The following is a 16,082-nucleotide window of genomic DNA, read 5'->3' on the forward strand; positions in this document are numbered from 1 at the left end:
ATCTCCGACACGACAGCAGCCACGCCCCGAGCGAGGCACGTCGGGTCGCCACCCAGGCCGGCAAGCGGCCCGGTGGCCATTCGCACAACGATAAGGCAATGGAGACAAGACATGAGTACGCAACACACCCCGCAGAACCCCGCCCCCCAACAAGCTCAGCCCGAACATCTCGACGCGCTGGTGATCGGCGCCGGCGTCGCCGGCCTGTATCAACTGCATCGCCTGCGCGAGATGGGCCTCAAGGTGCGCGCTTATGAAACCGGCAGCGGCGTCGGCGGCACCTGGTACTGGAACCGCTACCCCGGCGCCCGCTTCGATTCCCAGGCGGAGATCTACCAGTACTGGTTCTCCGAAGAGTTGTACAAATCCTGGCAACCGTCCGAGCGCTTCCCCGCGCAGCCGGAAACCGAGCGCTGGCTCAATTACGTGGCCGACAAACTCGACCTGAAGAAGGACATCCAGTTTGGCACCCGCATCGCCTCGGCCCATTTCGACGAGGCCGAGGATCTGTGGCGTATCACCACCGCCGCCGGCGAAACGGTGACCGCCCAGTATCTGCTCGCCTGCTGCGGCATGCTGTCGGCCCCCATCGTCGACCGCTTCCCGGGCCAATCCAGCTTCAAGGGCGAAGTGCTCATCACCGGCCTGTGGCCGAAGGAGCCGGTGGATCTGCAGGGCAAGCGGGTCGCCGTGGTCGGCACCGGCGCCACCGGCATCCAGGTGATCCAGACCATCGCACCGGAAGTCGGCTCGATGAAGATCTTCGTGCGCACGCCGCAGTACATCATCCCGATGCAGAACCCCAAATACTCCGAGCAGGACTGGCAGAAATGGGGCGAGCGCTTCCATGAAACCAAACAGCGCGTGCGCAGCACCTTTGCCGGCTTCGACTATGACTTCGACGCCGGCCCGTGGGACGAGAAGACGCCCGAAGAACGCACCGCCATCCTCGAACGCAACTGGAACGACGGCTCCCTCGCCCTGTGGCTGGCCTCATTCCCCGAGATGTTCTTCGACGAGGCGGTCAGCGAGGAAGTGTCGGAGTTCGTGCGCGCCAAGATGCGCGACCGCCTGCAGCACCGGGCCGACCTGTGCGAGCTGCTGATCCCGCAGGACTACGGCTTCGGCACCCACCGCGTGCCGCTGGAGAACAAGTACCTGGAGGTCTACCTGCAGCCCAACGTGGAAGGCGTGGACTGCCGCAAGGCGCCCATCGAGCGGATCGTTCCGGAAGGCATCCAGACCGCCGATGGCACGGTACATGAGGTAGACGTGATCATCCTGGCCCTCGGCTTCGACGCCGGCTCCGGCGCCCTTAGCCGCATCGACATCCGCGGCCGCGGCGGGCGCTCCCTCAAGGAACAATGGAGCCAGGAAATCCGCACCTCCATGGGCCTGCAGGTACACGGCTACCCCAACCTGTTCACCACCGGCGCGCCCCTCGCCCCCTCCGCCGCCCTGTGCAACATGACGACCTGCCTGCAGCAACAGGTGGACTGGATCACCGACTGCATCGCCTACGCCCGCCAGAACGGCAAACAGGTCATCGAAGCCACTCAGGACTTCGAAGACGCCTGGGTTCAGCACCATGACGAAACCGCCGCCGCCACCCTCGTCGTCAAGACCGACTCCTGGTACATGGGCTCCAACGTCGAAGGCAAGCCGCGCCGGTTGATCTCCTACATTGGCGGTGTCGGCAACTACAACCGCCAGTGCGACGAGCTCGCCAGCCAGGGCTACCCCGGCTTCGCCATGCGCTGAGCCACGCCATCGCCCCCAGGAGGAGACAAAATCATGAACACCTATTACACCCAGGAAAACCACGGCCCCTTCAAGCTCATCGACATCGGCCGCCTCGAACTCGAAGAAGGCGGCGTGCTTGAAGAGTGCACGCTCGCCGTCGCCACCAACGGCCGCCTCAACGCCGCGCGGGACAACGCCATCCTGGTGCCGACCTGGTATTCCGGCACCAGCAAGATCATGGAGCAGGTCTACATCGGCCCCGGCCACGCCCTCGACCCCGAGCGCTACTTCATCATCGTCGTCAATCAGATCGGCAGCGGCCTGTCCCTGTCGCCCAGCAACGCGCCGGCCGACATCGCCGGGCCGCGCTTCCCCCGCGTGCGTATCGGCGACGACGTGCGCGCCCAACACCGGCTGCTCGTCCAGCATTTCGGCATCGAACGGCTGGCGCTGGTGGTCGGCGGCTCGATGGGCGCCCAGCAGACCTACGAATGGGCGGTGCGCTACCCGGAGATGGTCGAACGCGCCGCGCCGATTGCCGGCACGGCCCGCAACACCGAGCATGACTTCGTGTTTGCCGACACGCTGATGGACGCCATCACCACCGATCCCGGCTTTCGCGATGGCAGTTACACGTCACCTGCGGACGTGGCCGCCGGCCTGCAGCGGCACGCCAAGCTATGGACGGTGATGGGCTGGAGCACCGAGTTCTTCCGCTGTGGCCGCCACCGGGTGCTCGGCTTCGACAGCATGCAGAGCTTCGTCGAACAGTTCATGAACGGCTATTTCGGCCCGATGGATCCGAACAACCTGCTGTGCATGGCCTGGAAATGGCAGCGCGGCGACGTGAGCCGCCACACCGGCGGCAACCTCACCGAAGCCCTCGGCCGCATCACGGCCAAAACCTTCGTGATGCCGATCAGCCACGACATGTTCTTCCCGCCCACCGATTGCCTGGCCGAGCAGCAGCTCATCCCCAACAGCGCGTTCCGGCCGATCAACAGCATCGACGGCCATCTCGCCCTGTTCGGCACCGACACCAACTGCATTGCCGAACTGGACGGCCATCTGAAGGAACTGCTGGTGCAACCGATCACCTCCGGAAGGTGATGCCCAGGCGGCCCTGACCGGCTGCAAGCGCAGGCGCCCCTTGCTTCAGGACGCGCCATTCGGGCGCATCGGCATTGCCGTTGCGCCCCTTTTTATGCGCTGCCGCCCTCTTTGCGCATACGCGCCGGCGTCGTGCCCATCCGTGCCCGCATCACCCGCGTCAGGTGGGCCTGGTCGGAGAAACCGCAATCCACAGCCACTTCCTTGATCGCCAGCTCCCCCGCCGTGAGCAGACGCACCGCCCGCTCCAGCCGCCGCCGCGTCACGTAGTCGTAAGGCGAAGCCCCTGTCGTCGCCCGGAAATGCTTCGAGAAAGTCCACACCCCCAAGCCCAACGTCGCCGCCATCTGCTCGATGGAAATGCTGTCTTGCAGGTGGGAATCAAGAAACTCGTTCAGACGCCGCATGCGCGCCGGCGACAACGGCCCGGCCGGCACCTCGTCACGGAACTGGATGCACGCGTAATGGCGGAACAGATGCACCGCCAGCTGGATCGACAGCGCCTCCACGTACAGGCTACCTCCAAAGCCCGTCCGCTCCGCCTCGGCAGCAATCGCATCGACGATGCTCATCACCACCGGGTCCCGCGCCTGCAGCACATCGTGCAGCCGGATGTCGGCCACCGCCCGCTCGGTGATGTCCGCCGCCACCCGCTGCATCAGCGCGTCCGACAGATAGGTGTGGGACACCTCGATGCATTCCGTCCAATGCCAGTGGGACGGTTCCGAACGGGTCAGCAGGGAGAACTCCCCCGGCGCACACTGCCGCCGCGTCCACCGCCCCTCCACGCGCCGGTCCATCGGCGTCTGCCCGGTACGGTACCGGACGACCATGTAATGATCGACCGGCGGAATCGCCACATCGAGCCCTGTGTAAAGATAGGACCGATGGCCCACATCCTTCCACCCCAGTCCGTCGCTGGCCGACAACACCCGCCCCGGCACCCAGGTCGGCAAGTCTTGCGGAGAGATCAAGGAACCCATGGGCGGACTCGCTGGTTACGGGAGTAAAAAGAGGCGCGCTAACGCGCCTCGCTCAATACATTTCTAGGATATGTCCATGTATGAATCAAAAAAACTGTGTTGGCGATAGGGTTTTTGGAATGAGCGCAGAACATCAATAGCACCAGAAGATCCAGGCCCATCTGATAGGTGTCATTTTGAGGACGTTTCTAAACCGGTGGATAGGGTTTGATGGCAAATACGTGACAGAAAAATTAGAAAGGCTGCCTATATCTATAACCCGACACTTCCTTGTTTTTGTAGGCAGGCTTGAATTCGCCAAACTCACCGTTTAGCCCAAAGCGCACCCTTCGACTCTGAGACGGTTGCACGTTGACTGCCAACCACTTTCGAAATGCAATTCTCACACTCTTCCAGCAACTGAAGCTACACGAGAGCGAGCGGCTCGACATCGCTATCCGCCCAAATAATCCTCGAGCATTTGAATGCAACAGTCTCGACAGATCTGTCCCGCCCATCAACGAAGGTCAGTGACCGCAGTATGGATGGAACGCTGGCCATACTTTCTTCGTTCAAGAGCACAGGAATAATCCGTCCGTCGTCACGCCCCCGCACGCTCAACGAGAAAAAACTCTCCACAGCTGCATCTTGTCGATCATCAAATTTTCCGACGATGAGCACGATCAAATAGCGGGCATTCCGCAACTCGCGCAGCAGATCGTGCTTCCAGTTATCGCCGCGTTTACCGACACCCTTCCAGTCGCCCTGAACGTCTGCTCCTCTTTCCCCAAGCTCTCTGGCTAACGACTCTGCAAACTCAGCCTCATCGAACGGCGCGCTAAGAAAGACTTGAGGAGCTGTTTGACTCGACCGCATATTCAGCAGGATCTTTCTCCTATTTTGTTCCGCACTTGCCAGATAAGCATCGCGGCTCAACATCAACTGCTGCACGCCGGAAAGGTCCCTGGCAAGCAAAGCAGCGATATTCATCATGGGCTGATTGATCGACAGCGGGTCATTGGCGGCTGGCTGATCCTCTACGACGGGTAGACGTTCGCCAAATGTCCAATACACATTCTCCGGGATACGAGTACTGAGAAGCAAGGAGCGCACTGGCACCTCGCGGCTAAGCCAATCGGTGTAGAAATCACTAACTGACGTTTCAATACGAAGCATCCAATCGTTAGCGAGCTCATACTCTTTGTCGACTGCAAATCGGGAGAGAACGGGCAGACAGAGCAATTTTTCCCGGTCGAAGGGAAGTTGGTTCCGGCTTTCAACGATCCGTGCAGCACTTGACGTCGCGCCCTCCAAGCTTTGATTGTTCGCCGTGAACAAGAAAACAAGCAAATCAGGAAGATGAATCGTGCAAATGCCTGCGAGATCGGATATCCCTGTGCGACTGTCAACAAGGACAAAATCATACAAAGACTTCCAAGTCGAACGTAGCCCCTCCAGGAACTCTCCGAAACCATGCTCGCCATAAAGGCTATCCCAGTCAATGCCTTGGGCCCGCACCAAGTACTGATCACCGCCCGTGCCCGCCGAGATGAAATCAAACTTTGCCTGAAAGGAAGGGATCTGAACCCGCCCCAAGAATTGAACCCAATTTGGAGCATTGCGATTGCTCGCGAAATCGGTAACCAAGTCGACAACCCCGGGCTTCTCAGAAGTGATCCACGATCTAAAATAGTGCCCAAGGCCAGGCGCCTCCAGATCCCAATCAATACACAATACTCGATATCCCCAACGAGCCAACAAGGCAGCAACATTCGCCAGCAAGAAACTACGCCCCACACCGCCCTTGTATGAATAAAAGGTTATTATTTTCCCGGCCATGCTATCGAATCCTGGGAAGTGACATACCGGAAACCGAAGGAGAGGCGTCAGGAAAACAAACAGGCCACTCCTGGAAATTTGGCGGATTTGAAATAATCCCGATAGAGTCGTCAGTCAATTGAATGGCGAGACTCTGAACGGCTCTTTGAAACTCCAGAAATTCGGCCGACTCGACAAAGGCCCTACCAGTCAGCGCCCACGGCGTCATGTCCAGAAACTGTTTCGCTTTGGCACTCTCATGATAGTGCTGGCCATCGAAGAATCGAATCGGAACGATGAGGCCTTCCGGTGTGCCGGGCTGGCCATAGCCGAGAATCTGTTCCCGACTGATGAACGAGAACCACTCAGCCACACAATAATCACTGGAAAAATAAGGGCCGTTCAATACGGCAATAAGACACTTCGACCGTCTGATAGCATGTTCAAGCTTGGCCTTCCAGTTTGCCGAAGCTCTAATGCTTTCAGAATCAAGAAATATACTTGGCTCAGTCGGCAGTATGTTCGACAGCCATTTCTTCAACTCCGGCACAAAAATCTGGCGCACCCAATCCTTGGCACCGGTCGTGTGCCGATAACTGACAAAAGCGTCATATTCATAGCTCACCCCCTGCTCCTCAGCAAAGCCGCGGGATGGAGGTTAATCACACCGCGAAAACTCTTTTAGTGGAACAGCCCGTACCTCCATACGCTAGTAACGCATAGCCTTCATGTCAATAGAAGAAATCGATGAAGGCCGTTCGCACAGTAATAAATATGGGCGCAAAGCATGTTCTGGTCGCACTGGATATCAATCCCTGGCCGCTGCTCTTCTAGCCGCAGGCTCTTGCTGTGGGTGTCCACTTCAAGTGCCCCGACGCCCGCAACCTTCAAATCTCAATGATCTTCGTTGCTTGCTTATCAACGAAGATCCTTTCTCTCCATGAGGCCTTGCAGACCGAACGGACTATGCTATACCGATGCAATATGTCCTCGGGTTCAGGCCGGGCTCCAGGACTACCTTGATCCAGAAACGCTTGGCTTGGCCAGTGGCACCACAGTGCATCGTTGATGTCGCGACAATCGTCTGAGCTGCCGACCGTACTGGTCTGCCAGTAGGGCTTGTCATTCCAACGTCAAGCAACAGCTCGTCCAATGCAGCCTCCCCGACCCCAACCTCAGGAGAACGCAATGGCCTTCTTGAACGATCTCCTTGGCCGGCTCAAGAACGAACCCTCGACGGACTATGCCCATTTCTATGTGGCGGACGACGATGAACCAGTTCTGGTGGCCCCTGACACCCAGTATGTCCGAGTGTGGCTCCGGTCTGCGCGCCTGGTCGACGTCCGACGTTGGACGACCAAGTTCTTCGCGACCGTGCACGCGCACTTCGCCTATCCCGATCGCACTGCCGGACAAAGGGAGTTGGTGAGCGTGATCTCACCGGAAAAATCCTTCGAGGCACTCGATCCGAAGCACATAGACCGTCTGATCGTCGTGAACCAGCCCCTTCTGGGTCCCATCCCATACCGAGGCGAACTCGCGATGGAGGTCGCCTTGTTCAGCATAGCTGCAACCGATCTCGCCAAACCGTACCTGGAACTGCTGTCCGACCTAAGCGGCACGGCCAGTGTGGCCTTTCTGAGTCAGCTCAAGCCTTTCGTCGACCCCATCAAGCGCGGCGCGCAACTCCTGTTCAAGAGCGATGGAGCTCAGTTGGAGATCGGTTTTGCACGTACGGATAACCAGCTTCGGACCGGAAACATCGTGGTTGCGCGCGTACCGAAGGGGTCCTCTTCACTTGACGGCGTGCATCTGGACCCGAATGACTTCGGCCTGCTCGACCGCAATGGCAAGCCCATTAGTGGCTTTCCGTACTTGGTTCTCGGTATCGAGGCAACGACACAGCGGTCCGACTACGCGAAGATCCCGGAGGTCCGCGACAGCTGGAATGCAGTGCGTGGTGCCGCGGAAGAGGGCAGGCCGGAGGATGAGGTACGCCAACGTTTCGACCAGCTGCGCCGCGCAGTTTGGCTGAGCGCCGATCTGGTGCAGGCCGACAAGAAACGTATCGTGGAAATCTTCAATCGGGAAATCAACGATGCCGGCTTCTCCGTCGCGCCCCCCCGCGAAGCCGCCGTCCTCGAAGGGCAGCCTGCACTGCGCGCATTGCGCACCGCTGAACTGCTGCTGGAAGAGCTGCAGACACATGCTGCGCTGGAGGGGGTCGGAGCGGCCGAGTCACCCATCACGATGGCCGAATTACAGCGCATGATGCGCGATCCCGACATACCGGATTCGAAGCTCAAACAGTACTTCACGGTCAGTCCCGCCGTCTCGCGTCCATTCGCGCCTGCCGTCATCCCCGACCCCGCCCGCGTCACCGTCTCCCCTCCTGGGGACGCTCTTGAGGGTGCCATGATGATGGATTGGGCGAATGGCCTCTGTCGGCTGCGCCGCCAGGCACAATTCAGGCGGCGGCAGGGCGAAGGCCGGTTGGTGCTCGTGTCCGAGGGGGATTCCTGGTTCCAGTTTCCTATTTTCCTTGAGGATGTCATCGACAACCTTCTTCACGAATTCAACATATGGAGCGTCGACGCCGCCGGCGACACCCTGCAGAACATGGTCGTGGATAACCCGGAATACATGCAGGCGCTACGGGCTCAGGCGGGCCAGGTACGGGCCTTCCTCTTTTCCGGTGGCGGCAACGACATCGTGGGAGAGGATGAGAGGGGACGGGCCGTCATTGCACAGATCATCCGGCCCTTCGAGGCAGACAGATCGCCAGCGTGGTACCTGGACAACGAAGCCCTCGCCGACAGGCTGCGCTTCATCGAGGCGTGCTATCGCCAGGTGATCACCAACGTAGCGGCGGAGTTTCCTCGGCTGCCCGTGATCTGCCACGGCTATGACTATGTGATTCCGGGAGGTGCTCCCGGCGACGAACGGAGTCCTTTGTGGGCAAAACAGGACCAGTGGATCGGTCGTGCCATGCGCGAGACGCTAGGCATAAGAGACCCCAGCCTCCAGCGTGCCATCGTCCGACTCATGATCGACCGCCTCAACGAACGAATCCGTGCCCTGTGCGGTGGAAACAATCCTAACGGCGCTTTCCGCACTGCCTTCCACGTGGACGTACGCGGCACTGTCGTCCCCCCCCTGTGGGCAGACGAATTGCATCCGACGGACGAAGGCTATACGCGCGTCGCACAAAAGTTCGCAATAGTATTGCGCAGCGCAATTCATGGAGTTGAGGGTACGCCAACCGAAGAGCACCCCGTGGCCTGCGAATGCGACAGTGTCGAGTTGAGTCAGGAAGAGCGCGCTGGCAGCACCACAAACCCAAAAGGGCTGGAGGCTTCGGTCACGCCGTGGCGGGTCGCCAATGCACTGCTGCAACTCAAACGGCAGGTCGACTCGCTCTATCCGAACCGCAGCAGGCTTAGCGACGGCACCATCGGTGACGGAGCACATGCCACGCGCAATTCAGATCACAACCCCTGGGTACAGGCAGGCGGCCTCGGGGTCGTAACGGCGATGGATATTACACACGATCCGTTGTCCGGCTGCACGGGCGAGCGAATTGCTGAAGCGCTGCGCACAAGCCGCGACCCTCGCATCAAATACATCATCTGGAACCGCCGCATTTGCAGCTCCACGGTACAACCATGGGTCTGGAGGGCCTACACGGGCGCCAACCCCCATGATCACCATGTTCATCTGTCAGTTAAACCGGAGGCGGCCGCTTACGACTCTCAAGCGCAGTGGCGACTGTAGACGCTGCATTGTCATCGCAGTGATATATGAGAAGGAGGCTGGACATGGCCTGGGACCCCAATGCTGATCTGGAGAAACTGAACGCCGCATTTGATCTCCAAGACAAGGCCGCCACATCAAGCTTATTCGACGACCTGTTAGAGAGAATTTACGCGACCGCAGAGCCCTACCCCGAAAATCCGGCCAAGAAACTGCTATCTACACTGCGTCGGAAGCGCAGCTTCGCGCAAATGGAGAAACTCGCCGATGCGTTCATCCAGACTGGAGCGGGATCAAATGCCGTACGCAGGCTCTACGCGCAGGCACTGCTTGATCAGGGGCACTTCACTGCAGCAATGCTCGTGCTCGACCAACTGGTCGAGAGCACGGAGGGCACCGACTCCGGCGAGAACGCCGAGGCACGAGGGCTGCTCGGGCGGGCGTACAAACAGCTATACACTAACGCCAAGCAGTCCAGCATCAAGCGGAACCAGAAGTGGCTGGACGAGGCGGCGAAGTCCTATTACGGACCTTATCAACGCAACCCCGAAGCCTTCGCCTGGCACGGCATTAACGTGGTGGCTGTCGCCGATCGCGCCGTGCGCGACCACGTGCCGCTGATTACACCCGGGCTCCCTCTGCCGACCAAGCTCGCGCAGGAAATTCTTGAACGGGTCGAGGCCAAGGATGCGATCGATACCGCCAGCATGTGGGACTACGGCACCGCAGCCGAAGCGAGCATCGCTCTCGGAAAGGCGAAAGACGGGTTGCACTGGATTCGCCAGTACGTCAAGAATCAGGCCGCCGACGCTTTCGAATTTGCAAGCACGCTACGGCAACTTGAAGACGTATGGAATCTGCCGCGCAGCCAGAACCCCGAGCTCAGAGCCGACGAAGAGGCGATCCTCTCCATGCTACGCGCCTCGATCCTCGAACGAGAGGGCGGCACCATTGAGCATACGGCTGCTGGCGTTCGCAGCGAATTGCAGGAATTGGCGCATGCAGACCTTCAGCGCGTATTTGGAACGGACCGTTTCCAGTCCCTCGACTGGTATCGCACGGGGCTTGCACGTTGCGCCTGTGTCACGCGCATCGGCCGTCCGATGTCATCCCGGGGCGTAGGCACGGGCTTCCTTATCCAGGGCACGACCCTTCATCCCTCCCTGGGTGATGAGTTGTACCTCCTTACCAACAGCCATGTCATAAGCCCGCACCCCGAAGTCTCCTTTGCACTTACGCCTGAGGAGGCGCAATTGAGCTTCGAGGGCTTGCCAGGCGCTGAAGGAAAGAGCTGGACGATCAAGAAAACGATCTTCACGTCCCCTATCGGAGAATTCGACGCCACGCTCCTGCAACTCGACCGTCCGGTGGAAGGCGCCATCGGTTACCCGTTGGCACCGAGCCTGCCGCGGATGGATAGCCAGCCACGCGCCTATATTGTCGGCCATCCGCAGGGCGGAGGCCTGTCGTTCTCACTTCAGGACAATCTTCTGCTCGATTGGGACGAGCAAAAGGTGCATTACCGAACGCCATCGGAACCCGGAAGCTCTGGCAGTCCGGTGTTCGACGATCAATGGCGACTGATCGCCCTTCACCACGCCGGAAAGTCCGACATGCGAAAGCTCCACGGCCAGCCGGGCACGTACGAGGCGAATGAAGGTATCAACATCCATGCAATCGTCGCCAAGATCCGAGCCGTACTTGACGCTGGCTGATTGCAGCAGCAGTTGGCCGGTGACTCCACAGGACTGAAGGAAAACCGATGAACGAGCAAAACACAGCCAGCCTCAAGAAATACGTCGAGCTTGTCGCCAGGAAGTACGGTGGCCTTGAAGGGCTCCGCCACACCATAGGCTCGAAACTGACGCAGGAAAGTCCACTGGGGCTGGAGGCAAACCCAGAGAATGAGGGTACGAATATTGCCGCCCGTAAAGCACTGGAATCACTCGAGTCCGACCGCGAACTGGAACGGGGAGAATTGCTTGGGCTGGAAGCGATCATCTCTGCAGAAATACGCCCTGTCATCGACGTCATCGACGGCCGGTTCAACAGCACGCACCCCCTATGGACCCAACTCTCAACGGACGACGGGATTCGAGGCCGGCTGGAAGCATGTATGAGTTCCATTGGACGCGTCGAGCTTCCGGGACATCGCCTGCCCTATGGAGGAACCGCTTTCCTGGTGGGCGAAGGCCTTCTGATGACAAACCGCCATGTCGCGGAAATTTTTGCAGCAGGCTTGGGAACGCGGTCACTCGCATTCAAGCCGGGCGCACAGGCCGGCATCGATTTTCTGCGCGAACTGAATCAGCCACCCGGTACGATCTTCAAAGTGACGCGGGTCGTGATGATTCATCCGTACTGGGACATGGCGCTACTCCAGGTAGAAGGACTCGATAGCCGCCGGAAATTGGGACTGTCGCTGATCGATGCCCGTGACATTCAAGGTCACGATATCGCGGTCATCGGCTATCCGGCTTTCGATCCCCGCAATCCGAGTGACGTGCAGCAGGGTCTGTTCCATGGAAATTACGGGGTGAAGCGCCTTCAACCCGGTGAGCTACAGGGCGGCAAGAAGACCGCAAGCTTCCAGAAGCTCGTTAACGCGGCGACACACGACTGCTCTACGCTGGGCGGCAACTCTGGCTCCTGCCTCATCGACCTCGACACCGGGGCTGTCCTGGCGCTGCATTTCGGAGGCAGCTATCGGGAACAAAATTTCGCTGTGCCCACCTCAGAACTGGCGCGCGACCAGCGCATCGTAGATGCCGGCGTCAACTTCGTCGGAACCCCTCACCCCGACGATACCGACTGGGCAACATGGTGGCGGCGTGCAGACGCCGGGCAGAGAGAGGAAACGGCCACGGATCGCTCCGAGCAACAAGCGCCCACCACACCGGACGCACCACGCGGGAATAACACCCTGACCATCGAAATCCCACTACGTATCAGTATCTCGGTAGGCACGCACCGCGTGCTCTCCGCCCAAGCGGAAGCCCCCGTCGAAAGCATTACCGGAGACGAGCTCGAAGCCTTGCGCGAGCCCGAGCACGACTCCGACTACAGTTCGCGCCGGGGATACGATCCGCTCTTTCTGAACACCCCGGGGCTCCCCGCCGTGCAGGTCCCGATGCCAAGCGCCACCGATCCCCAGATACTCGCGAAAACCCTCGAAGGTAAAGACATCCTTCACTACCAGAACTTTTCGATCCGGATGCATGCGGCCCGAAAGCTTGCCTTGGTCACGGGCAGTAATGTGACCAGGGAGCCAACCCTACGCAACCCGGAGCCAGGCCGCGACTACACCCGAAAAGGGCTTTCCAACCTAGGCAAGAATGACATGGAGAAGTGGTTTCTCGACCCACGACTGGACGCGGCATTCCAGATCCCCGACGTGTTCTTCACCAAAGACCGCCAAGCGTTCGACAAAGGACACATCGTCAGGCGCGACGACGTTGCCTGGGGCAATACCTACGACGAGTTGAAGCGCGCAAACGGCGACAGCTACCACGTGACCAACTGTTCCCCTCAAGTGGCCGGCTTCAACCGCTCCAATCAGGGGGACGACAACTGGGGGGATCTCGAGAACTACGTGTTAGCGGATGCCGCCAACGAACGCCTCTGCATCTTTGCCGGTCCAGTTTTCGATCCTCACGACCCGATCTTTCACGGAGTGGGTGAAGGCGGCCGCAAGCTGCAAGCCCGCATCCCCTCGCGCTTCTGGAAGCTCATCGTCGCACGGAATGCAATCGGCATTGCGAGCTACGGCTTCGTATTGGAGCAGAATCTCAGCGATGTCCAATTCGAGTTCGCGGTGCCTGCCGTATTCGAAAGGACGATGCATCCCCTTTCCGACATCCAGGAGATGACTGGCGTTTCATTTGCCCAAAGCCTCCTGGACGCCGATCAATTCAACTCGGTCCGCGGAATTGAACTGGCACAACGCAGCAACATAAATCGGAAACACCCATGAGCGCACTTCTTCCCTACCCCAAAAGCGCGTGGTAACTCTTTCTCCAGAAAGAGTTCTGACAATGCCGTTCGTCATCGGCAATTTCAGGGAGCTTGATTCTTGTGGCACATTATGTTCACTACCTGCCCAGAAAAGTCGTAGAGCCTGACTATGCAGACAGATCGGCACAGTGGTTTGCCGAAAACCAACCTGATGACCAAGGGTTTGAAGTTCCCAGTTACCACGTTACCCGCTCTACTTCAGGGCCTGCTACGCGGGTGGCGATTGGCGACACCATTTGGCTTTTCTCGCAACTCGTTACCCCTTGGGGGAGCTTTCCTGCGGCACTCGACGCCAAGATATCGGTTTGTGACGTTATCCCTTATCACAGAGCTGACGAGCAACCAGCCCGCACCTTCCGTTATCAGGCCGGCCAGGGCTCTCGGTGGTTCCCACTCCGCGATGCTACCGCGTGCATTAAGCAACTGCATACAAGAAGTCTGTCAGGCATTGTCCGCCCCATTCTAAGCCACCCATCCCAACCCATCGGCCAAGCCCTGCAAAGCATGCGCGAATTGGAGGATGCGGATCCATTACTCGCCTGGGCAGAAGAATTAAGTACAGCGGCCTTCGACCTCATCAGTTACCGACTTATTGACGGAACTCCCCGCGCCTGCAAAAAAGCGATGGAACTCGTGCATGACAGGCAGGCAATATTCTGGGACCGATGGTCTCTACCTCGCCGGCTTGCAGAGCGACGAGAGTTCCTCAGCGACGCGGCCCTCGACGCCCATATCATGGGTGAAATTCACCGTTGCAGAAAAGTATGGGGTATCCACTCTGCCAGGTACGCTGAGGTCGACAGCTACTCTGCGCGGGAAATGGCTGAAGCGAGACGCCTTAATAAACTGCAGCTGTACTGAACGTCAGGCGACATAACAACCCACCAAACATTGGTTTGCCCGGTTGTCGACGATGCGCACGCCCTCCTCTTGAAGCTGTCGGCAGGCATGCGCCGGATCCACAAGCGCCTCCCCGAGGTAAATACCGGGAGCGGGCCCATCCGGCGCCAACAGATTCTCGATCTGCAATACCGTGCCAAGCGCAGTCAGATGGGTTTGCCCCAGCGGATCGACCACCTGCACCTCCTTGCGACGCGGCCGGCCATCGACGTCCTTACCCTCTACCGTAATTCGAATGCGATGATCGGCACCGGGTCCAGGATTGTAGAGAAGCGCACGCCGCGTGCTGTCGAACACGGGGCGCGACAGGACGCGCCATACGCCGCTGCGCACCAGCAGGTGCAACAGTGCGGTGGCTTTACGGTCATCGAAACCAATCCGCGCATCCACGGTGGCTGCCCCGGTAATGGCAGGCAGGCTCGCTTGATCAGGGGTATCGAAACGGTAAACCTGACGACAGCCGACGTCGCCAAAATCGGCAGCATGACCGTCGAGAAAGCCGCTACGCTTGATCCATGCGCCGTTTTCCACCGTGTGAAAAGGTTCGGACAGACGATCCATATACGCGACCGAGTTCGGCCCCGCCCGATCGGCCATCGCAAAAAGGATGTCGATGCCAATACGTTCGACGCTGGCGAAAGTCCTGGCCGCATCGCGCGCAATCAAGCTGGCGGTACCTGCCATCCAGGCCGACGAAAAGACCACCGGAGCCCTCAAACGCCCGTAAGCGGCGGTGCTGACGAGTGCCTGTTTCAGCCTTTCGGTCCAGCGCGTCACATCGACATAGGCGTGGCCTTGCGACAAGGCGAGATGCAGCAGGCGATCATGGGGATCGTTGACCAATCCCACAACGACGGCCCCCGCAAACCTCTCCGGCAAAATCGGCGCATCGACATTCATCGCGATCGCGACAGCGCCATGGCGCGCGGCGACGGTGTGCGCCGCTTCAAGACGCCGGCTGGCGATGATGAGCTTCACATCCGGTTTGCGCCGTGCCAGCAAGGCCGCCACTTGCGCCCCCACTACACCGCTACCGCCGACAAGAACGACCGCTTGAGAGTTCATGCCAAATCCTTAATTGGTCAATTGACCAACATTGAAACATGAATTTGGTCAAATGAACAATTAAAATAACGCACGCGATGATTAACGATAGGAAGCGCGATGTCGGCACGAGGTGGGGAACGGCGTGAATTGATCCTGCAGGCAGCGATGCGCGTGCTGGTGCGCGATGGCGCGCACGGCTTCCGGATGCGGGCCATCGCCGCCGAAGCCGGTGTTGGCATCAGCCATGTCCAGTACTACTACAAGACCCTCGATGTGGTGATCGAAGCAGTCATGGCCCACTACCTCGAAGGATGGGACGTGTTGATGGCCGACGCCCCCACCGACCTGGCCGGCGCACTGGACTTCATGCTGAACTGCCAGCTTCAGCATGGCGACTGCCAACTGCTTTGGGAGCTATGGGCCATGTCCGGTCGCAATCAGGCCGCTGAAGCTGCCCTCAGAACGTTCTACGCAAGCTATACGGATCGGGTGTGCGAACTCGTATGCCATGGCTTTCCCGATGCAACGCCCGCATCAATTCGCGCACGCGCCGTGCTCATCGTCGCGCTGATCGAGGGGCTGTCGATACTGCGCGGCAACGGCAGGGAAACGGAGCTCGCTCCACACGCCCGGCAGCACGTCATCGATGCCGTGCTGGCCCTGGCAGCGTTGCCGCTGGTGAGCCCTCCCCAGACTGACGAGCGTTGATAGCGGGCCGCTCCGGTCGCGGACGAC

At 59.5% G+C, this 16,082-nt stretch carries 11 protein-coding genes; 7 read left to right on the forward strand and 4 right to left on the reverse strand.

Features of this window, described 5'->3' with window-relative positions:
* Window positions 1–111: 111 nt before the first annotated feature.
* On the forward strand, window positions 112–1,761 hold the full coding sequence (locus B4920_RS07245) for an NAD(P)/FAD-dependent oxidoreductase (protein ID WP_079433960.1): 1,650 nt from the start codon (window positions 112–114) through the stop codon (window positions 1,759–1,761).
* A 33-nt stretch (window positions 1,762–1,794) separates the two neighbouring features.
* Window positions 1,795–2,853: an alpha/beta fold hydrolase gene (locus tag B4920_RS07250; protein ID WP_079433961.1), complete on the forward strand. Its 1,059-nt coding sequence runs from the start codon at window positions 1,795–1,797 to the stop codon at window positions 2,851–2,853.
* Between the two features lie 92 nt (window positions 2,854–2,945).
* On the opposite strand, the gene B4920_RS07255 is transcribed toward B4920_RS07250, so the two are convergent.
* From B4920_RS07255 to B4920_RS07265, 3 genes are all read right to left on the reverse strand, one after another.
* Window positions 2,946–3,836, reverse strand: coding sequence for an AraC family transcriptional regulator (locus B4920_RS07255; protein ID WP_079433962.1), 891 nt, complete (start codon window positions 3,834–3,836; stop codon window positions 2,946–2,948).
* 405 nt (window positions 3,837–4,241) lie between these two features.
* Entirely contained in the window at window positions 4,242–5,654 is a 1,413-nt protein-coding gene (locus B4920_RS07260; protein WP_079433963.1) for a toll/interleukin-1 receptor domain-containing protein, read from the reverse strand.
* 1 nt (window position 5,655) lies between these two features.
* Window positions 5,656–6,258: a toll/interleukin-1 receptor domain-containing protein gene (locus tag B4920_RS07265; protein ID WP_079433964.1), complete on the reverse strand. Its 603-nt coding sequence runs from the start codon at window positions 6,256–6,258 to the stop codon at window positions 5,656–5,658.
* A 563-nt stretch (window positions 6,259–6,821) separates the two neighbouring features.
* On the opposite strand from B4920_RS07265, the gene B4920_RS29890 reads away from it, so the two are divergent.
* The 4 genes from B4920_RS29890 to B4920_RS28705 all read left to right on the forward strand — a co-directional run bounded on the left by B4920_RS29890 (window position 6,822) and on the right by B4920_RS28705 (window position 14,261).
* Window positions 6,822–9,407 (forward strand): hypothetical protein, encoded by a 2,586-nt coding sequence (locus B4920_RS29890; RefSeq protein ID WP_216819790.1) that lies wholly within the window; start codon window positions 6,822–6,824, stop codon window positions 9,405–9,407.
* 44 nt (window positions 9,408–9,451) lie between these two features.
* The gene (locus B4920_RS07275; protein WP_161493257.1) at window positions 9,452–11,101 is read left to right on the forward strand and encodes a serine protease; all 1,650 of its coding nucleotides are present in this window, start codon (window positions 9,452–9,454) and stop codon (window positions 11,099–11,101) included.
* Window positions 11,102–11,148: 47 nt separating this feature from the next.
* Complete coding sequence (locus B4920_RS07280) at window positions 11,149–13,359, forward strand: DNA/RNA non-specific endonuclease (RefSeq protein WP_079433966.1); 2,211 nt, start codon at window positions 11,149–11,151, stop codon at window positions 13,357–13,359.
* Window positions 13,360–13,460: 101 nt separating this feature from the next.
* Window positions 13,461–14,261, forward strand: coding sequence for a hypothetical protein (locus B4920_RS28705; RefSeq protein ID WP_139379445.1), 801 nt, complete (start codon window positions 13,461–13,463; stop codon window positions 14,259–14,261).
* 3 nt (window positions 14,262–14,264) lie between these two features.
* Here B4920_RS28705 and B4920_RS07290 read toward each other — a convergent pair whose 3' ends face one another.
* A complete protein-coding gene (locus B4920_RS07290) occupies window positions 14,265–15,365 on the reverse strand; it encodes a hypothetical protein (protein ID WP_079433968.1) in 1,101 nt (366 codons plus the stop codon).
* Window positions 15,366–15,464: 99 nt separating this feature from the next.
* On the opposite strand from B4920_RS07290, the gene B4920_RS07295 reads away from it, so the two are divergent.
* The gene (locus B4920_RS07295; protein ID WP_079433969.1) at window positions 15,465–16,055 is read left to right on the forward strand and encodes a TetR/AcrR family transcriptional regulator; all 591 of its coding nucleotides are present in this window, start codon (window positions 15,465–15,467) and stop codon (window positions 16,053–16,055) included.
* Window positions 16,056–16,082 lie beyond the last annotated feature (27 nt).

This window comes from Zoogloea sp. LCSB751, from assembly GCF_002028455.1.
Taxonomy (GTDB): domain Bacteria; phylum Pseudomonadota; class Gammaproteobacteria; order Burkholderiales; family Rhodocyclaceae; genus Zoogloea.

What these genes read in the sequence shown, in the direction of transcription:
- B4920_RS07260 (WP_079433963.1), bottom strand. Translation starts at nt 5,654, where the DNA reads ATGGCCGGGAAAATAATAACCTTTTATTCATACAAGGGCGGTGTGGGG.
- B4920_RS07275 (WP_161493257.1), top strand. Translation starts at nt 9,452, where the DNA reads ATGGCCTGGGACCCCAATGCTGATCTGGAGAAACTGAACGCCGCATTT.
- B4920_RS07255 (WP_079433962.1), bottom strand. Translation starts at nt 3,836, where the DNA reads ATGGGTTCCTTGATCTCTCCGCAAGACTTGCCGACCTGGGTGCCGGGG.
- B4920_RS07295 (WP_079433969.1), top strand. Translation starts at nt 15,465, where the DNA reads ATGTCGGCACGAGGTGGGGAACGGCGTGAATTGATCCTGCAGGCAGCG.
- B4920_RS07245 (WP_079433960.1), top strand. Translation starts at nt 112, where the DNA reads ATGAGTACGCAACACACCCCGCAGAACCCCGCCCCCCAACAAGCTCAG.
- B4920_RS07280 (WP_079433966.1), top strand. Translation starts at nt 11,149, where the DNA reads ATGAACGAGCAAAACACAGCCAGCCTCAAGAAATACGTCGAGCTTGTC.
- B4920_RS07290 (WP_079433968.1), bottom strand. Translation starts at nt 15,365, where the DNA reads ATGAACTCTCAAGCGGTCGTTCTTGTCGGCGGTAGCGGTGTAGTGGGG.
- B4920_RS07250 (WP_079433961.1), top strand. Translation starts at nt 1,795, where the DNA reads ATGAACACCTATTACACCCAGGAAAACCACGGCCCCTTCAAGCTCATC.
- B4920_RS29890 (WP_216819790.1), top strand. Translation starts at nt 6,822, where the DNA reads ATGGCCTTCTTGAACGATCTCCTTGGCCGGCTCAAGAACGAACCCTCG.